Genomic DNA, 21,817 nt, shown 5'->3' with positions numbered 1-21,817 from the left:
CTGAATGCGGATGCAAATATATAAAGCTTTTTTAACTCTATAAAAGAAAAAAGCTATTATTTTTTATCTTATTTGAATATAATTATTTTATCAATCTATCTTATTCATTATCAACAACTATTTTACCACTAAAAGATATAGAAATCATTATAAATAAAGAAAAACCAAATATTCTAATAATCACTTTAGTATATTTGTAATCTAAATAAAAGCAAAAACAATGTCATTTAATTCTTTTGGAAACTTATTAAAAGTAACAACATATGGTGAATCTCATGGAACTGCTATTGGTGGAGTTATAGATGGGTTTCCTGCGGGTTTAGAAGTTGATTTTGATGCGATTCAAGAAGAATTAAACAGACGTAAACCTGGGCAATCTAAAATCGTTACTCAAAGAAAAGAACCAGATACTGTAGAGTTTTTATCAGGAATTTTCGAAGGAAAAACAACTGGAACTTCTATTGGTTTTGTTATAAGAAACACCAATCAAAAAAGTAAAGACTACAACCATAACACAAATGTGTATAGACCCTCTCATGCAGATTATACTTATGATAAAAAATACGGAGTTAGAGATTACAGAGGTGGTGGAAGAAGTTCTGCGCGTGAAACCGCAAATTGGGTTGTAGCTGGTGCTTTGGCAAAACAACTAATTAAAAATATTCGTATAAACGCTTTTACTTCTTCTGTTGGCAATATTTTTATTGATAAACCGTATCAAGATTTAGATTTTTCTAAAACTGAACATAATATTGTTCGTTGTCCTGATGAAGCTTCAGCAGAAAAAATGATTGATAAAATTAAAGAAATTAGAAAAGCCGGAGACACAATTGGAGGAACTATTACTTGTATTGCACAAAATGTTCCAGTGGGTTTGGGTGAACCTATTTTTAATAAACTACATGCAGAATTAGGTAAAGCAATGCTTTCTATTAATGCTGTAAAAGGCTTTGAATTTGGTAGTGGTTTTTGTGGTGCGAAAATGAAAGGTTCTGAACATAATGACGTTTTTAATGAAGATGGTTCCACCCAGTCTAACCTTTCTGGTGGTATTCAAGGAGGAATTAGTAATGGAATGGACATTTACTTTAGGGTAGCTTTTAAACCTGTTGCAACTATTATGAGTTCTCAACAAACCATAAATTCTAATTATAAAGTAACAGAGATTACAGGAAAAGGAAGACACGACCCATGTGTAGTGCCAAGAGCCGTACCAATTATTGAAGCTATGACTGCACTAGTTTTAGCAGATTTTTATTTATTGAACAAAACAAGAACTGTATCCTAAATCTCTTTTTAATATCTAAATAAAACTTTATAATACCTTGTTTCTATATTAGGTAATTACAGAATTAAAAAAAACACCTGTTTTATAAGCAATAAATTAAACTATACTATGCTTTAATTTTTTTTCTAAAAATAACAATATTTTCAGCTCACATAAAAATGAGTTTTTTTATATTCTATTTTACTTTCTAAGTATTCTCTATTTAAACAACAAAATATACTCTTATCCGTTTTTAAGGTATAAAAAGAAACGTAAATATTTTTATAATTTCGCTTATCTTTATATGAAAACTTCAAAACATAGAATTACTTTTAAAATCTTAGCTGGCTATATTACAATTGGTATTTTAGCGACCGTTTTTGGTTTTTTGATATTGTCTGAAATTAAAACCTTTACCAAAATACAAGGACAAGATATTACAGACCAAAATAAGATTTTAAAAGTTGGAAGTCTTATTGCAGATATTTATAAAAACGAGAGTTTAGCCAGAGCCGCCATTCAATTAAATTCTTCGAAAAAATTTAAAGAATATAGTCAAGAAAACAAAAGATTATTACTTACTATAGATTCGTTAAAATACTTTACAAAAAAAACTTCGCAAGAATTTATTTTTGATAGCATTAAGGTTATCATCAATAAAAAACTTAAAAATATTACTAGTTTAAAAAACTTAAAACGCAGTTATAATTCCGACGACCCAATAAGTACTGTAATAAATAAATTAAGTGCCATAGATTCGCTTTTAGAAAAAGATTCTATGGACGATATTATAAAAAGCCCTGCTTTTATAAATTTACAAGCACGTTTAAAGTTCGAAAAATATAATAAAATAATTAACGGATATCAAAAAGACACTGTTATTCTAGATGAAAAAAAAAATTGATTCTTTAATATCCATCTCCAAAAACATGTTGGAGAAAGCACAAAAAGAAACTTTAAAACAACGAATATCTTTACTAAGAAAAGAAAGTCAATTAATAGAAAATGATTTGATAATTTCAAGAAAACTACAAGAGTTACTAAATACTTTAGAAAAAGATGTTGTTGCTTACAACAATAGTATTAATAAACAAAGAGAAAAAACGTTAAGTCGTAGTAAAAACATTATTTTACTTGCTGCAGGGCTTAGTATGTTGATAATCATATTTTTTTCTATCACCTTTTTAAATGATTTTTGGAAAAGCCAGCGTTATCGAAAACAATTAGAAAAAGCCAATGAAAAAACATCCTCTCTTCTAAAAAATAGAGAACAAATAATTTCTATGGTTAGCCACGACTTGCGAACACCTCTTAGCACAATTACGGGTTATAGCGAATTGCTTCAAAACTCGAAATATACCACTAAAGAGAGTAATTATATCGACCATATTTCAAATGCTTCAAAATATATGGGACAGTTGGTAAACGATCTTATGGAATTTTCTAAACTTGAAAGTGGAGAAACTTTGCTTGAATCTATTCCTTTTGATTTAAAAAAACTAATTAATGAAGTTACTTTAAGCGCTAAAACTTTAATTAAAAATAAACCTATCGAGTTTGCTGTAAAGCATGGCTCAAAATTAAACCATTCTATTATTAGTGACCCCTTTAGAATAAAACAAATTCTAACAAACTTAATTACAAATGCTTGTAAATTTACTAAGCAAGGCTCTATAACTATAGAGAGTTTTTTAAAGATGAATGGTAATGAACAAATTTTAGAAATCTCTGTAAACGATACTGGAATAGGTATTTCTAAGGAACAGCAAAAAACTATTTTTAAAGCTTTTACACAGGCAGATACAACTAAAAAAAGTAATCGAAACGGTTTTGGATTAGGTTTAACCATTTCTAAGAAACTAACAGAATTATTAAATGGTACGTTAACTTTAAAAAGCGAACTTTCTAAAGGAAGTGTATTTACCCTAAAAATTCCAGTAAAGATATCTAGTGAGCCTATAAAAAGTTCAGAGAGTCCAAAGCCAGAAGTTATTTTTAATTTAAATGCAATTGTAGTCGAAGACGATGCCTCTATAAGGCAACTACTAAAAGATTTTCTTAAACAATATGCTATTAAAAGCTATATTTTTAGCGATGCACAAAGTGCTTTAGAAGCTGTTGACGATATTCCTTACGATTTTGTGTTAACAGACATTCAACTTCCAAAAATGAATGGAATCCATTTTATGGAAACTTTAAAAAAGCAAGAATCATATAACAATCAGCCAATAATTGCGATGACAGGAAGGTTGCATTTATCTAAAGACGATTATGCAAACAGTGGTTTTTCTGAGGTATTAATTAAACCTTTTCGCGCTATTGACCTGCAAAATATTTTACATCAATTTTTTGGCTCTAATTTTTTAAAATCTAAAACTACATATAAAATTAATGATGATAAGCACACAAACGAATTTAATATAACTTCACTAAAAACATTTTTAAATAACGATTCTATAGCCATTAAAAAAACATTAGCTGTTTTTTTACAAGATACAAAAAAAAATATTTTACTTTTAAAACAAGCAAAAGAAAATAGCGATTTACAAACATTTAATCTAATTAGCCATACTATGTTAAGTATGTTTAAACAATTAGACGCAAGAAATATAGTGCCTTTTTTAGAAACTTTTGAAAACGCAAAAAGCATTGATAATAAACTCTTTACAGACTTTAAAAATGCTTTAGAAAATTTTATAAAATCTTTAACCAGTTATCTTAATTAAGACTGTATTCCTTCATTTTATTATAAAGTGTTTTTCTTGTAATTCGTAGTAATTTAGCGGCTTGTGTTTTATTATTACTAGCTTCTTTTAGTGCTCTAATAATAAGTTCTTTTTCATTTTCTTTCGTAGAAAATTTATGAACCTTTGTATTATTTTGCGCTTGAAGCATTTCTTCTGGCAAAACACTTTTATCTATAATATCTTCTTGCGACAATAAAGTGGCTCTTTTTATAAAGTTAGATAATTCTCTTAGATTTCCAGGCCATTGATAACTTTGAAAGAACGTTAAAACTTCTTTTGAAAAGCCAACTATAGATTTGTTTAATTCTTTGTTAGCTTTGTCTAGAAAGAAATCTGCATACAAAATTATATCGTCGTTTCTATCTTTTAAACTAGGCACTTTTATAGAAAATTCATTTAAACGATGGTATAAATCTTCTCGAAAATCTCCTTTTTTAACAGCTTCTAATAAATCTTCATTTGTTGCAGTAACCAAACGAATATCTACCATAATTTCACTACTACTTCCTATAGGTTTTACTTTTCTTTCTTGTAAAGCACGCAATAATTGTATTTGATTTTCATAAGATAAATTACCTACTTCATCTAAGAAAAGTGTACCTCCATTTGCAGCTTCGAAATGCCCTATTTTATCATTAATGGCTCCTGTGAACGAACCTTTTTTGTGTCCGAAAAATTCACTTGAAGCAATTTCTTTTGGTATAGAACCACAGTCTACAGCAATAAATGGCTTATCGCTTCTTGTACTTTTTAAATGGATACTTTTTGCTACAACTTCTTTTCCAGTACCACTTTCTCCTGTTATTAAAACAGAAATATTAGTTGGTGCCACAAGTTCTATATATTCATTTAAAACTTTAGACTCTGCACTAATACCTTTTACAAATTCAGGTTTAGAGTTGGTATTGTTATTTTTGTTTGAAGTATTATTTTCTTTTTTAGAAGTATTAGCAGCCTTACTTTTGTTCTCTTTTTTAATTTCTAAAGCATTGCTAACCACCTCTAACACTTCATCTGGGTTTAAAGGTTTAGAAATATAATCGAATGCGCCTTGCTTCATTGCTTGTACTGCTGTAGAAACTTCTGCATAACTAGTTAACAAAACAACAGGAATATTGGTGTTTTCGTCTTTTATTTGTTTTAATAAATCTATTCCATTTCCATCTGGGAGTCTTAAATCTGTAAAAACTAAATCGTAATTATTTTTTTTTAATTGAGCTGAAGCACTTCGCATATTAAAACTTACATCTACTACATATTTATTACGTTCTAGAAAATGTTTTAACATTTTAGAGAACGTAATATCATCTTCAACTAATAGTATCTGTTTCATAAAGCTTTTAATTTTAGCTCAAAAATATTAAGATTAAATAACTTTTAATTACAAAAAAAGCATAAAAAAAAGGATGTTTATAAAAAACATCCTTTTTAAAGTGATCGTTAAAATAAATTCCCCAATTATTTTACTTCTCTTTATTATCGATAATATCAGTTTCTTCTAACCAGTTTCCATCTTTATCGATATAAACAGTACTTATAACTTCATCTGTATTTAGTTCTAATTTATACTGCTTACTTTCATTTACATACGCTTTACTTATTTTTGATTTTGCATAGTCTTTTAATACTGCATCTAAAACAGCTTTTGGTAATTTATCTACTGCAATTTCTTTAAAACCTTCAATAGATACTACACAAATTGTTTCTGCTTTTACAATATTGTTTGGTGTTGCAAAAGTTGAAAATCCGCCTGCTAAAATTGCTACTGTTAAAATTAATTTTTTCATGATTTTAATTGTTTTATAGTTATTATTTTAATTATTAATTACGCTTATCTTAAAGAAATAAACGTGCCGAGAATAATTAAAAAACATAAATAATATTAAACCTTTAATTATCAGTTAAATAAAATAATTTATGTGTATTTATTAATTATTTTTATGTGTAAAAATGTGTATAACACAGAAAAAACTGTGTAAAAAGTACTCTATCATAATATAAAATGCAACAAATTAAAAGACTCTAAAATTTTGGAAAAGAATTACTTCAATAAAAAAATAAAAACTAAAGAAAGTAATTTTCTTAAAATATTTTATACTTACAAATCTTAACATATCTGTTAAATGTTAAGGTTGTATAATCTTAAAATTGAAGCATAAAAAAAGGATGTTTTTATATAAAAACATCCTTTTTAACTAAACTTAGGGGGTAAACCTACTTTTTCTCATCATTTACAATGTCTGCTTCTTTTAACCAATTTCCATCTTTATCGATGTAAACAGTACTTTCTACTTCTGCTGTTTTAAGTTCTATTTTATACTGTTCGCTATCATTTACATAAGCTTTGCTAATAGTAGAAGAAGAATAGTCTTTTGCTATAGCATCGCTTACAGCTTTTGGCAATTTGTCTAAAGCAACTTCTTTAAAATCTTTAACTACAGAAACTGTAATAGTTTCTACTGGTAAAACGTTATCTGAAAAAGCAAAAGTTGAAAATCCACTTGCTACGATTGCTACTGTTAAAATTAATTTTTTCATGATTTTGATTTTTTAATGTTTGTTTTTATTATTTACAATTATCTTATAGAAAAAAATATGCCGCGAATAATTAAATGCCATAAAAAATAATAAAGCTCTAAATATCAATGCAATAAAAAAAATAGAACTTATTTTTATAAAAGTTTTGTGTGTAAAATTGTGTGTAGAAACTTATCAAGTGTGTAAAAGATACACTGTTTTATGTTTTTTTCTAAAACTAATCTTAATATCTTTTAATACATAAATCGTAAGAAAAATATAAATTTCTTTAGAAACTTTTATTTACGTTTAATTACATCTTTTCTAATATTGATATCAATTAAAACAAACGATTTTCCAAGATTATTAATTTTTGATAAGAATATGATTAATAAATAATTTAGAAATAGAGAACAAAAAATATTAGTTTACATTGGCTTTATTAATTCTTTTTATAATAGTAAAAAAAAGAAAACGAGATAACACATTCTTTAATATGAATAGATTTTAACTTAGTGATTTAAAGGGTTTTAAATCATAATTACAGAGTAGCAAATTAAGAAAACTCCTGAAATACAAAAAATTTCAAAACTATTTTTCTTTTCTTCTTGAATATATATTTCTAAACCTAAAACAAATATTCCGACTAAGATCATTAAATAGTCTAAAATAGTTATGTAATGAAACCATTTTGTCGTTTTAAGCTCAGCAAAAAAACTGTTATCATCTATCAGATTAGAGATCGGTAGTTTTAACATTGTAAAATCTATAAATAATCTTATAAACTGAAATACTGTGAAAATTAAAGTAATCAAAGCAAAAGCCTGTATAACAGAATTCATTGAAATGTTAAAATCAAAAATTTCAATTACAAAATAACAAATAATTAAAATCAATATAATTATGAAAATAACAAAAAGAGATGTTATAATCATATTAACATTACTTGATAACTTAATAATATTAATATATTTAGAATTAAAATGATTATTTAAAAAATCAATTCTGTATTTACCTTCTACTAATAGTAAAACTAAATATAATACTAAGCATTTCGAAAAAAAAGATAATGATTTGTTTATAGATGTATTCATTAAAAAATGTATTATAAAACCTCAATTAATGATGATAAAAACAATAAGAAAGTAGGTATTAGTAATTCTTTTATGTTTGGAAATAATTTAATACCTAACTCATTAGAACCAATAAGTTTTTTATAAAAATTAAAACCCCTAAAACCGATAATTGAAAACAAAGCAAAAGCATAAATTTCTATAGGTAGATGTTTTGAATAATATAAAATAATATTAATATTCTGATGAGAGGAGACCACAGATGCATAAATTATCCATAGTAATATAAAATTCCAAAGTAAAATTAACAAAGTGATAATACCTCCTGTAAAAAAACCTACAACTGATAAAACAATTCCTGCCATAAGGTTCGTCAAAAAAATGTTGATATAATCATACTTAGTATGTAAAACCTGTAAATTACTAGTAATATTTTTAGTGCTCTGACTCTCTAAGTTAATATGCGAAGGTTTAAAACTACTTAAAACCAAAATTAATAATAAAACAATAGCTAAATGATATTTATTAACTTTCATTTTTTTCTAGACTTTGAAGCCTTTTTTCTAATTTAGGATGTGTAGCATTTCCTTTGGTAAGTACGCCATTAGAAATTTCATCTAATCTTTTTAAAGCATTAATTGTAGCTATTTTACTATACTTATTCGCAGCATATTTATCCGCCTGATATTCAAATTGATAAGAAATTTTACTTGGAATATAAAAAATTACCAATCCAACAAAACCTGCTGTGAGAACTCCAAATAAAGGCTCCATAAAAGCATGCGTATAATGGATTTTATTAAGCGTGTAAAATAATAAAAAAGCACAAGTCTGTAGTATAACGTTAACAACAAACAATTTTAAAATATGCTTTCTTTTATGATGTCCTATTTCGTGATAAATAACGGCTTTCAATTCTTTTTTACTTAATTTTTCTTTTAAATCGTTGCCAATAACAATAATTTTATAAAAAGGAACAATACCTGTCGCAAAAGCATTATTCTCAACCATGTTGGTAAAATAAATTTTAAAAGGATATCCTTCTCGTTGTATTTCTTCTTCTAATAAATTATCTCTAGTAAATTTATTCGGACGAAATACATACTTTAATGGATTAAAAACGAACCAATAAGAAACTATGATAGATGACAATAGGATAAATACAATAATTAGATAGCTAAATCCGTTAGGCATTTTAGTCAAAAGTAAAGGTAAAAACGATAAAGGAATCCCTATAAAAATAGCCGCTCCTATGACAGATATGAGATGCTCTTTAAGTTGTAATTTATTTTTACGCTTAGAAAAAAGAAAAAAAATAAGATGCTGTAACATTAAAATTACAAAAACTACTGTTACACTTACTAGCATTTTTAAAATCATTTTATTAAAAATTTTTAAAAATAATAATCAACTGATATTTATTAACTTTCATTTTTTTCTAGACTTTGAAGCCTTTTTTCTAATTTAGGATGTGTAGCATTTCCTTTGGTAAGTACGCCATTAGAAATTTCATCTAATCTTTTTAAAGCACCTATGGTAGCTATTTTACTATACTTATTTGCAGCATAATTGTCTGCCTGATATTCAAATTGATAAGAAATTTTACTTGGAACATAATAAAAAACAAAACCTATAAAAGCACCATTTATTCCAACCATTATTGGCTCCATAAACGCATGGGTAAAATGTATTTGATTAATCTTAAAAAATAGTAAAAAAACGAAGGTTTGTAATATTACACTTACGACAAACAATTTTAAAATATGTTTATTTTTATGATGTCCTATTTCATGATAAATAACAGCCTTTAACTCTTCTTTACTTAATTCTTCTTTTAGATTATTACCAATAACAATAATTTTATAAAAAGGAATAATACCCGTTGCAAAAGCATTATTCTCAACCATATTGGTAAAATAAATTTTAAAAGGACATCCTTCTCGTTGTATTTCTTCCTCTAATAAATTGTCTCTAGTAAATTTATTCGGACGAAATACATACTTTAATGGATTAATAACGAACCAATAAGAAACTATTATAGATGACAATAGAATAAAGATAATAATTAGGTAGCTAATATTATTAGCTATTTTTGGCATTAATAATGGTAAAAAAGATAAGGGAATACCAATAAAAATAGCCGCTCCTATAACAGATATAAGATGCTCTTTAAGCTGTGATCTTTTCCTTTCTTTTGAAATAAGAAAGAGAACAATATGTTGTAATCCTAAAATCACAAAAACAATACCTATGGTTATTATTGCATTTTTTATCATTTAAATTGAATTAAAAAGTGCTACTCAAACAGAATTAAGTAACACTTAAATTAGATTTAACTACAAAGCACCTATACATCCTCCAATAATTGCTCCAGCAGGTCCACCTATACAACCGATTTCAGCACCAACTTCTGCTCCTGCATAAGCACCAACTCCACCATAAGCTGCTTCTGCACCAACTTCCACAGCTTCAGGGGATTTACAAAGCTTTGAAATAGCCCATCCTGCATTTGTTACTGTACCTTTTTCAAGCGTTCCCATTGAAACTAACAAACCTAAACTTAGCGTTAATCCAAAAATTAATTTCATTTTATTCATTTTATAATATTTTAGAATAAATACTTTTCTGTATTTATTTGATTAATACTACCTCAAAGTTAGAAAGAAAGCTAGGTAAAGTGTTATTCACTTATTGGGTAAAAATTATTCATTTTTTGCATAAAATTATAAAATAATGAAATACAAACACTTAGCCCTTAATCTTTTTCAATAAAAAGTATTTTTTTAATAAATTTTTAACATTTAAAAATTGTTTTATAAACAAAAATAATTGTTTGTAAATATTTTTTTTACCTTTATAGAAAAAGAAAAATGGATACTTTTTTAACCCCTATTATTGCCAAAAAATTAAAAGATTTTAGAAAAGAGAAAAAATGGTCGCAAGAAGTTGTCGCAGAACATCTTGGCATATCGCAATCTACCTATGCCAGAATTGAAAAAGGATTGTGTAATACTTGGCTTTTACACCTTAAAGATATTTGCAGCTTATACCAATTAGAATTAAATACTTTTTTAAATATTAATTCTCAAGAGAATTCCATTCAAAAAAAACGGCAAAAAAGGCTAACCATAAAAAAATTAGTCTCTCATTACGAACTTCGTTTGCAAGAAAAAGATATTTATATTTCTTCTTTAGAGAAAGAATTGCTAGCCATAAAAAAAAGCGAAATATTATAAATTTCACTTTTTTAATTTTAATGTTTAAGCCTGTCCTGTAGGACCAAAATTCATTGGAATTGGTGGTTGCTCATAGTCTTTTATTTCTCCATGAGCTTCTTCGAACTTACGAACATTGTCTGCCAATGCTTGTGTTAATCTTTTTGCATGCTGTGGTGTTAATATAATTCTCGATTTTACTTTTGCCTTTGGTACACCTGGCATAATGTTTATAAAATCGACAATAAATTCTGATACAGAATGATTAATTATTGCCAAATTAGAATACGTTCCTTCTGCTACTTCTTGATCTAGCTCTATATTTAATTGCCCTTCTTTGTTTTGATTTTCTTCCATTTTAATAAATTTGTCAGGTCGAGCGCAGTCGAAACCTCTATTATAAACCTCTCGACTGCGCTCGAGGAGATAGCATAAAAAAAGCTGAATTGAAACTATAATTAACTTACAGTAAACAATTCAACTTTTTAAATATTTAAACGTTTACACGTTATGTTTAGAAACTTTGTTCTATTTCGTCTTTAGGTCCTACGATTATTTTATCGTAAGCTCTCATTCCTGTTCCTGCTGGTATTTTCTTACCAACAATTACATTCTCTTTCAAGCCTTCTAAAGTATCTACTTTACCACTTACAGCAGCTTCGTTTAATACTTTTGTAGTTTCTTGGAAAGAAGCTGCAGAAATAAACGATTTTGTTTGTAAGGAAGCTCTTGTAATACCTTGTAAAACTTGCTCTGCTGTTGCTGGTTTTGCATCTCTTGCTTCTACTAAATTCTTATCGTTTCTTCTTAATAAAGAATTTTCGTCTCTTAGTTGACGTGCAGAAATAATTTGCCCTTCTTTTAAGTTTTCAGAATCCCCAGCACTTTCAATAACTTTCATTCCATAAATTGCATCGTTTTCTTCGATAAAGTCGTTTTTATGAATTAATTGATTTTCTAGGAACAATGTGTCTCCAGAATCTATAATTCTAACTTTACGCATCATTTGACGAACTACAACTTCAAAATGTTTGTCGTTAATTTTTACACCCTGTAGACGATATACTTCTTGTATTTCGTTTACTAAGTATTCTTGTACTGCAGATGGTCCTTTAATTCTTAAAATATCTGAAGGCGTTGTTGCTCCGTCTGATAATGGCATTCCTGCTTTAATAAAGTCATTTTCTTGAACTAAAATCTGGTTCGATAGTTTTACTAAATACTTTCTAACGTCTTCTGTTTTAGATTCAACAATAATTTCTCTATTTCCTCTTTTAATTTTTCCGAAAGATACAACACCATCAATCTCTGAAACTACAGAAGGGTTAGAAGGATTACGTGCTTCGAATAATTCTGTTACACGTGGTAAACCTCCAGTAATATCTCCTGCTTTACCAGATTTTCTTGGTATTTTAACTAAAGTATGGCCTTGTTCTACTTTATCTCCATCACTTACCATTAAGTGTGCACCTACTGGTAAACTGTAAGAACGTAAAGCGTTACCATCTTTATCTTCTATAATTAAAGACGCGATAATTTTCTTGTTCTTAGAATCGATCATTACTTTTTCTTGGAAACCTGTTTGTTCATCAATTTCTACAGAGTAGTTGATTCCTTGCTCTAAATTGTCAAACTTCACTTTTCCACCGAATTCAGAAACAATTACACCATTAAATGGATCCCATTGTACAATAGCATCTCCTTTTTTGATGGTCTTTCTATCTTTATCAAAAATAATAGAACCATAAGGTAAAATATTTGTACTTTGTGTAATTCCTGTTTTCTTATCTACAATTTTAATTTCGGCAGTTCTAGAAATAACGATATCTACTTCGTTTCCATCACTATCTTTACCTACTACTGTTCTTAAATCTTCTATAGTTACATTTCCATCGAACTTCGCAACAAGCTTATTGTCTTCTGAAATGTTACCTGCAACCCCACCAACGTGGAATGTACGTAATGTTAACTGTGTACCTGGTTCTCCAATAGATTGTGCTGCAATTACACCAACTGCCTCACCAATTTGTACTTTATTACGAGTAGATAAACTCTGTCCGTAACATTTTGCACAAATACCTTTGGAAGACTCACATGATAATGGAGATCTTACTTCTACACTATCAATTCCAGACTTATCAACAGCCTCTGCTAATTGAGATGTAATTGGCTGATTTGCTTCTAAAAGAAGTTCGTCTGTTAATGGATGATAAACGTTGTTTAAAGAAATTCTTCCTTCGATTCTGTCTGCTAAAGATTCTACAATCTCATCATTTTTCTTCAATGGAGCTACTTCTAATCCTCTTAAAGTTCCACAATCTTCTTCATTAATAATAACATCTTGAGAAACATCTACCAATCTACGTGTTAAGTAACCTGCATCTGCCGTTTTTAAAGCGGTATCTGCCAATCCTTTACGTGCACCGTGAGTTGAAATAAAGTATTCTAAAATCGATAAACCTTCTTTAAAGTTAGAAAGAATTGGGTTTTCAATAATTTCTCCACCACCTGCTGTAGATTTTTTAGGTTTCGCCATTAATCCACGCATACCTGTTAACTGACGAATTTGTTCTTTAGAACCCCTTGCTCCAGAATCAAGCATCATGTACACTGAGTTGAAACCTTGCTGGTCTTCACGCAAATTCTTCATAGATAATTCGGTTAATCTATTGTTGGTAGATCCCCAAACATCAATTACCTGATTGTAACGCTCTTTTTGCGTTAACATACCCATATTATAGTTTCCTACGATGATATCCACTTCTTTGTTGGCTTCATCAATCATAGATTGTTTTTCATCAGGAATAATAATATCCCCTAAAGAGAAAGATAAACCACCTTGGAAGGCGAATTTATATCCCATATTTTTTATTTGATCTAAGAATTCTCCTGTTGTAGGAATATCTGTAGCTTTTAAAATTCCACCAATAATTCCACGTAAGTTTTTCTTAGTTAATACTTCATTAATGTAACCAGCAGCAGGAGGAACTTTTTCGTTAAATAAAACTCTACCAACAGTAGTTTTTATAATTTTTCTAACTTGTTCTCCATTCTCATCAACATCGTAAGTTCTTACTTTAATACCAGCATTTAAGTCAACTTTTTCTTCGTTAAAAGCAATCGTTACTTCTTCTGGTGAATAGAAAGTTAATCCTTCTCCTTTAATTGGTACTTCTGGAGTAGAAATTCTTTCTTTTGTCATATAGTATAAACCAAGTACCATATCCTGAGAAGGTACAGTTACTGGTGCACCATTGGCAGGGTTTAAGATATTATGTGAAGCCAACATTAATATTTGTGCTTCTAATATAGCTTCTGGTCCTAATGGTAAGTGAACCGCCATTTGATCTCCATCAAAATCGGCATTAAAGGCAGTACAAACTAATGGGTGTAGTTGAATTGCTTTTCCTTCAATTAATTTTGGTTGAAATGCTTGTATACCCAATCTGTGTAAGGTAGGAGCTCTGTTTAATAAAACTGGATGTCCTTTAATTACATTTTCTAAAATATCCCAAACAACTGGTTCTTTTCTATCTATTATTTTCTTAGCAGATTTTACTGTTTTTACAATTCCTCTTTCAATTAGTTTTCTAATTACAAAAGGCTTGTACAATTCAGCTGCCATATCTTTTGGGATACCACATTCTGATAGTTTTAATTCTGGCCCAACAACAATTACAGAACGTGCTGAATAATCTACACGTTTTCCTAATAAATTCTGACGGAAACGTCCTTGTTTACCTTTTAATGAATCTGATAAAGATTTTAAAGGTCTGTTAGATTCTGTTTTTACTGCTGATGATTTACGTGTGTTGTCAAATAATGAATCTACAGATTCTTGTAACATACGCTTTTCGTTACGTAAAATAACTTCAGGAGCTTTTATCTCAACCAATCTTTTTAAACGATTGTTTCTAATAATTACTCTTCTATATAAATCATTTAAATCTGATGTTGCGAAACGGCCACCATCTAAAGGTACTAATGGACGTAATTCTGGTGGAATTACTGGTACTGCCTTCATAATCATCCACTCAGGATTGTTTTCTCTATTTTTTTGAGAATCTCTGAATGCTTCAACAACATTTAAACGTTTTAGTGCTTCTGTTTTACGTTGTTTAGATGTTTCTGTATTTGCTTTGTGCCTTAATTCAAAAGACAAAGCATCTAAATCGATACGTGCTAATAAATCAATTAAACATTCTGCACCCATTTTAGCGATAAACTTATCTGGGTCTGCATCATCTTTATATTGATTTTCTTGTGGTAACTCATCAACAATATCCAAGTATTCTTCTTCTGTTAAGAAGTCCATTTTTTGTAACGGTTCACCTTCAGGTCCTTTTGCAATACCTGGTTGAATTACTACGTAACGTTCGTAGTAAATTATCATATCTAACTTTTTAGATGGCAAACCTAAAAGGTATCCCATTTTGTTAGGTAATGATCTAAAGTACCAAATATGAGCAACAGGAACCACTAAATTAATGTGCCCTACTCTATCTCTACGTACTTTCTTTTCTGTTACTTCGACCCCACATCTATCACAAACGATTCCTTTATAACGAATTCTTTTGTATTTTCCACAAGCACATTCGTAATCCTTTACAGGACCAAAAATACGCTCACAAAATAAACCATCTCTTTCTGGTTTGTGTGTTCGATAATTTATAGTTTCTGGTTTTAACACCTCTCCTCTTGAAGCTTCTAAAATTGCTTCTGGAGATGATAAACCAATCGAGATTTTATTAAACTTTTTTACAGTGTACTTCTCTTGTTTTCTTGCCATGTTTTTATAGTCTTCAGTCTTCAGTTAGCAGTCTTTAGTTTACATCACTAAAAGTGGACTGCAAACTGCAGACTGTTATACTGCTTACTATTAAAAATTATTCTTCTAATCTAACGTCTAATCCTAAACCTTTTAATTCGTGCATTAATACGTTAAATGATTCTGGTAAACCTGGTTCTGGCATAGACTCCCCTTTAACAATACTTTCGTATGTTTTAGCTCTTCCCATAACATCATCTGATTTTACAGTTAAGATTTCTCTTAAGATACTTGATGCTCCATATGCCTCAAGTGCCCAAACTTCCATCTCTCCAAAACGTTGACCACCAAATTGTGCCTTACCACCTAATGGTTGTTGTGTAATTAATGAATAAGGTCCAATAGAACGCGCGTGCATTTTATCTTCAATCATGTGACCTAACTTAATCATATAAATAATACCAACTGTTGCTGGCTGATCGAAACGTTTTCCTGTTCCTCCATCATATAAGTAAGTGTGTCCAAATCTTGGAACACCTGCTTCATCTGTATATGCATTAATTTGATCTAAAGATGCTCCATCAAAAATTGGTGTTGCATACTTTTTATCTAATTTTTGACCTGCCCAACCAAGAACAGTCTCATAAATTTGACCAATGTTCATACGAGATGGTACACCTAATGGATTTAAAACGATGTCTACTGGAGTTCCATCTTCTAAGAAAGGCATATCTTCTGCTCTTACAATTCTAGCAACAATACCTTTATTTCCGTGACGACCAGCCATTTTATCACCTACTTTTAACTTCCGTTTTTTGGCGATGTAAACTTTAGCTAGTTTTAAAATTCCTGCTGGTAATTCATCTCCTACAGAGATTGTAAATTTTTGACGACGTAAAGAACCTTGTAAATCGTTTACTTTAATTTTGTAGTTGTGAACTAATTCACCTACATAATCGTTTAATTCTTTATCTGTTGTCCAAGAGCCTGTTAAGTGTACATAATCGTCTACAGAGTTTAACATTTTAAGTGTATATTTCTTACCTTTTGGTAATACTTCTTCGCCTAAATCGTTAAATACTCCTTGAGATGTTTTTCCACTAATTAAAGTGAATAATTTCTCAATTAACTCATCTTTTAAGCCTTCGAATTTAGATACAAAAGAAGCTTCTAAAGCAGTAACTGCTTCTTTATCTCTTAATCTCTTGTTCTTATCTTTTACAGCTCTTTTAAATAATTTTTTATCAATTACTACACCTCTTAATGATGGAGAAGCTTTTAAAGATGCGTCTTTTACATCTCCTGCTTTATCACCAAAAATAGCACGTAATAATTTTTCTTCTGGAGTTGGATCAGATTCTCCTTTTGGTGTAATTTTACCAATTAAGATATCACCAGGATTCACTTCTGCTCCAATTCTTATCATTCCATTTTCATCTAAATTGCTTGTTGCATCTTCAGAAACGTTAGGAATATCATTGGTTAACTCTTCAGTTCCTAATTTTGTATCTCTAACATCTAAGGAATACTCATCAATATGTATAGAGGTAAATATATCTTCACGAACTACTTTTTCAGAAATTACAATTGCATCCTCAAAGTTATACCCTTTCCAAGGCATAAAGGCTACTTTCATATTTCTACCTAGAGCTAATTCTCCTTTTTGTGTTGCATAACCTTCACAAAGAACTTGTCCTTCAGAAACTCTATCACCTTTTTCTACAATCGGCTTTAAGTTAATAGACGTTCCTTGATTGGTTTTTCTAAATTTAATTAAATTATAAGAAACTTCATCAGAATCGAAACTAACCATTCTTTCTTCCTCTGTTCTATCGTATTTAATTGTAATTTTATTTGCATCTACATATTCAACGACTCCATTTCCTTCTGCATTAATTAAAATACGAGAGTCTTTTGCAACTCTTCGTTCTAATCCTGTTCCTACAATTGGAGCTTCTGGACGTAATAATGGAACTGCTTGACGCATCATATTCGATCCCATTAATGCACGGTTAGCATCATCATGTTCCAAGAAAGGAATTAAAGATGCAGATATTGATGCAATTTGATTCGGAGCAACATCCATATATTGAACTTCTTGCGGAGTTACAACTGGAAAATCACCACCTTCTCTAGAAATTATTCTTTCTTCTTTGAAAGCACCTTTATCGTCTAATTCGATGTTAGATTGCGCAAAACGCATTCCTTCTTCTTCTTCTGCACTTAAATAAATAGGCTCTTCATTTGCAACAACACCTTCATTTACTTTTCTATAAGGGGTTTCAATAAAACCTAAATTATTTACCTTTGCAAATACTGAAAGTGAAGAAATTAAACCAATATTTGGTCCTTCTGGAGTTTCAATTGGACATAAACGCCCATAGTGCGTGTAGTGCACATCACGAACCTCGAATCCTGCTCTTTCTCTGGATAAACCTCCTGGTCCAAGTGCAGATAAACGACGTTTGTGTGTAATTTCTGCTAATGGATTCGTTTGATCCATAAACTGCGATAACTGATTCGTTCCGAAGAAAGAATTAATTACAGATGATAATGTTTTTGCATTAATTAAATCGATTGGTGTAAATACTTCGTTATCACGTACATTCATACGCTCACGAATGGTTCTTGCCATTCTTGCTAAACCAACACCAAACTGACCTGCCAATTGTTCTCCAACAGTTCTTACACGTCTGTTAGATAAGTGGTCAATATCATCTACCTCAGCTTTAGAATTTATTAACTCAATTAAATATTTTATAATGGTAATAATATCTAATTTCGATAATACTTTCTGATCCATTGGTTCGTTCAACTGAAGTTTCGTATTCATTCTAAAACGACCAACTTCACCTAAATTATAACGTTGTTCAGAAAAGAACAACTTATCTATAATGCCTCTTGCAGTCTCCTCATCTGGCGGTTCTGCATTACGCAATTGTCTATAAATATGTTCTACAGCTTCTTTCTCGGAGTTTGTAGGATCTTTTTGTAATGTATTATGAATAATCGCATAATCTGCCATGTGGTTATCTTCTTTATGAAGTAAAACCGTTTTAGCACCAGCTTCTATTATTTCGTCTATATGTTCTTTTTCTAGAACTGTATCACGATCAAAAACAATCTCATTTCTTTCGATAGATACAACTTCTCCAGTATCTTCATCTACGAAATCTTCATGCCAAGTTTTTAAAACTCTAGCAGCTAACTTTCTACCTAATACTTTCTTTAATCCAGCTTTAGAAACTTTTACCTCTTCTGCAAGGTCAAAGATTTCTAAAATGTCTTTATCTCTTTCAAAACCAATGGCTCTGAATAATGTGGTTACTGGTAATTTTTTCTTTCTATCAATATAAGCATACATTACTTGATTGATATCGGTTGCAAACTCTATCCAAGATCCTTTAAAAGGAATAACTCTTGCAGAGTATAATTTTGTACCGTTTGCGTGGAATGATTGTCCAAAGAAAACTCCTGGAGATCTGTGTAATTGAGATACTACTACACGTTCTGCACCATTTATAACAAAGGTTCCAGAATTAGTCATATAAGGAATTGTACCCAAATAAACATCTTGAACGATTGTTTCGAAATCTTCGTGTTCAGGGTCTGTACAATACAATTTAAGGCGTGCTTTTAAAGGCACACTGTGTGTTAACCCTCTCTCAATACATTCTTGAATGGAGTATCTTGGTGGGTCTACAAAGTAGTCTAAAAATTCTAATACAAATTGGTTTCTTGTATCTGTAATTGGAAAGTTATCCATAAAGGTTTTGTACAAACCTTCTTCGCCTCTTTCTTCTGCCTTTGTTTGAAGCTGGAAAAAGTCTTGAAAAGACTTTACCTGAATATCCAAAAAATCTGGGTATTCTTTAATCATTTGAGAAGTAGCGAAGTTGATTCTTTCAGTAGTGTTTTTCGTTGCCAAAAGAGAATATTTTTTTGATTAAAATCTGAATTAAAATAAAGAACGAATATATACACAAAATGGTTTAGGTCTAAAAACATTGTTTTTAGTACCTAAACCTAAATTTGTTTGCCCGAAACTTCGGGATAGAAACTTACTTAAGCTCTACCTCAGCTCCTGCTTCTTCTAAAGATTTTTTAAGCCCTTCAGCTTCATCTTTAGATACTCCTTCTTTTACTGCTGCTGGTGCGCTATCTACGATACCTTTTGCTTCTTTTAATCCTAAACCAGTTAATTCTTTAACTAATTTTACTACTGCAAGCTTAGACCCACCTGCTGCTGTTAAGATTACATCGAATTCAGTTTGCTCATCTGCTGCATCATCTCCACCACCTGCTGCTGGACCTGCTACTGCAACTGCTGCTGCAGCTGGCTCGATACCATACTCATCTTTTAAAATAGTAGCTAATTCATTAACTTCTTTTACTGTTAAGTTAACTAATTGCTCTGCGAAATCTTTTAATTCTGCCATTTTAATTGTTTTAAAATTTGTTTATTTTAGTTTATTTGTGCGCGTACTTATTTTTCAGATAACGTTTTAATAATACCTGAAAGTGTTTGACCACCTGATTGTAATGCTGAAATAACATTCTTTGCTGGTGATTGTAATAATCCAATGATTTCTCCAATTAACTCTTCTTTAGACTTGATGTCTACTAAAGCATCTAATTGATCATCTCCAATATATACAGATTCTTCTGCGAATGCTCCTTTTAATAAAGGCTTCTTAGATTTCTTTCTGAATTCTTTGATTAATTTAGCTGGAGCATTTGCTGCTTCAGAAATCATCATTGAAGTATTTCCTTTTAATGTTGTTGGAAGTTCACCAAAATCTTTATCTGATGCTTCCATTGCTTTCGCAAGTAATGTATTTTTAACAACCGATAACTGAACACCTGCTTTAAAACAAGCTCTACGTAAATTAGAGGTAGTCTGTGCATTTAGTCCAGAAATATCTGCTAAATATAACGTGTTAGTGTCTGCTAATACTGCTGTTAAATCTTGTATTACTTGTGATTTTTCTTCTCTAGTCATAATTATAAGTTTTAAACAGCTTTTACTTCAACAGCAATACTAGGGCTCATTGTACTAGACATAAAAACGCTTTTTACATACGTTCCTTTTGCAGTTGTAGGTTTCAATTTAATAATTGTTTGTATTAACTCGTTTGCATTTTCCTCAATCTTTTTAGCATCAAAAGATACTTTTCCGATTGCTGCATGTATAATTCCAGTTTTATCAACTTTAAAATCGATTTTACCAGCTTTTACGTCCTGAACAGCTTTTGCTACGTCCATTGTTACTGTACCTGTCTTTGGGTTTGGCATTAAACCTCTAGGACCTAAAACTCTTCCTAAAGGACCTAATTTACCCATTACACTAGGCATTGTAATAATTACATCTACATCTGTCCAACCTCCTTTAATTTTCTGAAGGTATTCATCTAATCCAACATAATCTGCACCTGCTTCTTTAGCTTCTGCTTCTTTATCTGGAGTTACTAATGCTAAAACTTTTACATCTTTACCAGTTCCGTGAGGTAATGTTACAACACCACGAACCATTTGATTTGCTTTACGAGGATCTACTCCTAAACGTATTGCCAAATCTACTGATGCATCAAACTTTACATTAGTAATGTCTTTGACTAGCGCTGAAGCTGCTGCTAAATCATAAGATTGAGTTTTATCAACCTTAGCGTAAGCTACTTTTTGCTTTTTTGTTAATTTTGCCATTTTCTTACTTTTTATAAAGTTTATGCTGGTGCATTACCTTTTACTGTTAATCCCATAGAACGCGCTGTACCTGCAATCATACGCATTGCTGAAGAAACTTCAAAGGCATTTAAATCTACCATTTTGTCTTCTGCAATTACTTTAATTTGATCCCAAGTAACTGATGCTACTTTTTTCCTGTTTGGTTCTCCTGAACCTTTTTTTATTTTGGCCGCTTCTAGTAACTGAACTGCTGCAGGAGGAGTTTTTACGACGAAATCGAAAGATTTGTCTTTATAAACAGTAATAACAACAGGTAAAACTTTACCTTGTTTGTCTTGCGATCTCGCATTAAACTGTTTACAGAACTCCATAATGTTAACACCAGCAGCTCCTAAAGCGGGTCCAACCGGCGGCGATGGATTCGCTGCGCCTCCCCTTACTTGTAACTTAACTACTTTACTAACTTCTTTTGCCATTTTAAAAATGTTTAATGATTTGTTTTAATTTGGAAGCATCAAAACAAATCGGTATTATATATACTTGTG

At 30.1% G+C, this 21,817-nt stretch carries 19 protein-coding genes; 4 read left to right on the top strand and 15 right to left on the bottom strand.

Annotated features, from left to right (window positions below; all coding sequences use genetic code 11):
• The first annotated feature begins 220 nt into the window (after nucleotides 1-220).
• The 3 genes from aroC (at nucleotide 221) to J3359_RS16525 (ending at nucleotide 3,993) form a co-directional block, all read left to right on the top strand.
• Nucleotides 221-1,288, top strand: coding sequence for a chorismate synthase (aroC, locus tag J3359_RS16535; protein ID WP_208078185.1), 1,068 nt, complete (start codon nucleotides 221-223; stop codon nucleotides 1,286-1,288).
• Between the two features lie 283 nt (nucleotides 1,289-1,571).
• Nucleotides 1,572-2,171, top strand: a complete 600-nt coding sequence (locus J3359_RS16530) for a hypothetical protein (protein WP_208078183.1) — start codon at nucleotides 1,572-1,574, stop codon at nucleotides 2,169-2,171.
• Complete coding sequence (locus tag J3359_RS16525) at nucleotides 2,155-3,993, top strand: ATP-binding response regulator (protein ID WP_208078181.1); 1,839 nt, start codon at nucleotides 2,155-2,157, stop codon at nucleotides 3,991-3,993. The genes J3359_RS16530 and J3359_RS16525 overlap by 17 nt, the downstream gene beginning before the upstream one ends.
• Here J3359_RS16525 and J3359_RS16520 read toward each other — a convergent pair.
• From J3359_RS16520 to J3359_RS16485, 8 genes are all read right to left on the bottom strand, one after another.
• A complete protein-coding gene (locus J3359_RS16520; protein ID WP_208078179.1) occupies nucleotides 3,986-5,347 on the bottom strand; it encodes a sigma-54-dependent transcriptional regulator in 1,362 nt (453 codons plus the stop codon). The genes J3359_RS16525 and J3359_RS16520 overlap by 8 nt on opposite strands.
• 130 nt (nucleotides 5,348-5,477) lie before the next feature.
• Nucleotides 5,478-5,801 carry a hypothetical protein gene (locus tag J3359_RS16515; RefSeq protein WP_208078178.1) on the bottom strand — a complete coding sequence of 108 codons (324 nt, stop codon included), beginning with the start codon at nucleotides 5,799-5,801 and terminating at the stop codon, nucleotides 5,478-5,480.
• 427 nt (nucleotides 5,802-6,228) lie between these two features.
• On the bottom strand, nucleotides 6,229-6,552 hold the full coding sequence (locus tag J3359_RS16510; protein WP_208078177.1) for a hypothetical protein: 324 nt from the start codon (nucleotides 6,550-6,552) through the stop codon (nucleotides 6,229-6,231).
• A 509-nt stretch (nucleotides 6,553-7,061) separates the two neighbouring features.
• Nucleotides 7,062-7,625: a hypothetical protein gene (locus J3359_RS16505; RefSeq protein ID WP_208078176.1), complete on the bottom strand. Its 564-nt coding sequence runs from the start codon at nucleotides 7,623-7,625 to the stop codon at nucleotides 7,062-7,064.
• A gap of 11 nt (nucleotides 7,626-7,636) precedes the next feature.
• Nucleotides 7,637-8,140, bottom strand: a complete 504-nt coding sequence (locus J3359_RS16500; protein WP_208078175.1) for a hypothetical protein — start codon at nucleotides 8,138-8,140, stop codon at nucleotides 7,637-7,639.
• On the bottom strand, nucleotides 8,130-8,984 hold the full coding sequence (locus J3359_RS16495) for a M48 family metalloprotease (protein ID WP_208078174.1): 855 nt from the start codon (nucleotides 8,982-8,984) through the stop codon (nucleotides 8,130-8,132). The genes J3359_RS16500 and J3359_RS16495 overlap by 11 nt, the downstream gene beginning before the upstream one ends.
• Before the next feature lie 41 nt (nucleotides 8,985-9,025).
• On the bottom strand, nucleotides 9,026-9,880 hold the full coding sequence (locus tag J3359_RS16490) for a M48 family metallopeptidase (RefSeq protein ID WP_208078173.1): 855 nt from the start codon (nucleotides 9,878-9,880) through the stop codon (nucleotides 9,026-9,028).
• 60 nt (nucleotides 9,881-9,940) lie between these two features.
• On the bottom strand, nucleotides 9,941-10,201 hold the full coding sequence (locus J3359_RS16485) for a hypothetical protein (RefSeq protein WP_208078172.1): 261 nt from the start codon (nucleotides 10,199-10,201) through the stop codon (nucleotides 9,941-9,943).
• A gap of 273 nt (nucleotides 10,202-10,474) precedes the next feature.
• Between J3359_RS16485 and J3359_RS16480 the strand changes: the two genes are divergently transcribed.
• Nucleotides 10,475-10,840, top strand: a complete 366-nt coding sequence (locus J3359_RS16480; RefSeq protein WP_208078171.1) for a helix-turn-helix domain-containing protein — start codon at nucleotides 10,475-10,477, stop codon at nucleotides 10,838-10,840.
• Nucleotides 10,841-10,864: 24 nt separating this feature from the next.
• On the opposite strand, the gene J3359_RS16475 is transcribed toward J3359_RS16480, so the two are convergent.
• From J3359_RS16475 to rplK, 7 genes are all read right to left on the bottom strand, one after another.
• On the bottom strand, nucleotides 10,865-11,176 hold the full coding sequence (locus tag J3359_RS16475) for a DUF3467 domain-containing protein (RefSeq protein ID WP_208078170.1): 312 nt from the start codon (nucleotides 11,174-11,176) through the stop codon (nucleotides 10,865-10,867).
• A gap of 157 nt (nucleotides 11,177-11,333) precedes the next feature.
• A complete protein-coding gene (gene rpoC / locus J3359_RS16470; protein WP_208078169.1) occupies nucleotides 11,334-15,608 on the bottom strand; it encodes a DNA-directed RNA polymerase subunit beta' in 4,275 nt (1,424 codons plus the stop codon).
• 97 nt (nucleotides 15,609-15,705) lie between these two features.
• A complete protein-coding gene (gene rpoB, locus J3359_RS16465; protein ID WP_208078167.1) occupies nucleotides 15,706-19,515 on the bottom strand; it encodes a DNA-directed RNA polymerase subunit beta in 3,810 nt (1,269 codons plus the stop codon).
• Between the two features lie 133 nt (nucleotides 19,516-19,648).
• Nucleotides 19,649-20,026 (bottom strand): 50S ribosomal protein L7/L12, encoded by a 378-nt coding sequence (gene rplL / locus J3359_RS16460; protein ID WP_208078166.1) that lies wholly within the window; start codon nucleotides 20,024-20,026, stop codon nucleotides 19,649-19,651.
• Between the two features lie 47 nt (nucleotides 20,027-20,073).
• Nucleotides 20,074-20,589 (bottom strand): 50S ribosomal protein L10, encoded by a 516-nt coding sequence (gene rplJ, locus J3359_RS16455; RefSeq protein ID WP_208078165.1) that lies wholly within the window; start codon nucleotides 20,587-20,589, stop codon nucleotides 20,074-20,076.
• A gap of 11 nt (nucleotides 20,590-20,600) precedes the next feature.
• Nucleotides 20,601-21,290, bottom strand: coding sequence for a 50S ribosomal protein L1 (gene rplA, locus J3359_RS16450; RefSeq protein ID WP_208078164.1), 690 nt, complete (start codon nucleotides 21,288-21,290; stop codon nucleotides 20,601-20,603).
• Between the two features lie 20 nt (nucleotides 21,291-21,310).
• Entirely contained in the window at nucleotides 21,311-21,748 is a 438-nt protein-coding gene (rplK, locus tag J3359_RS16445) for a 50S ribosomal protein L11 (RefSeq protein ID WP_208078163.1), read from the bottom strand.
• Between the last annotated feature and the right edge of the window lie 69 nt (nucleotides 21,749-21,817).

The sequence above is a fragment of the Polaribacter cellanae genome, from assembly GCF_017569185.1.
Lineage (GTDB): Bacteria > Bacteroidota > Bacteroidia > Flavobacteriales > Flavobacteriaceae > Polaribacter > Polaribacter cellanae.
The sequence above is the reverse complement of the archived record's forward strand: the minus strand, read 5'-3'. Positions and strand labels throughout refer to the sequence as shown.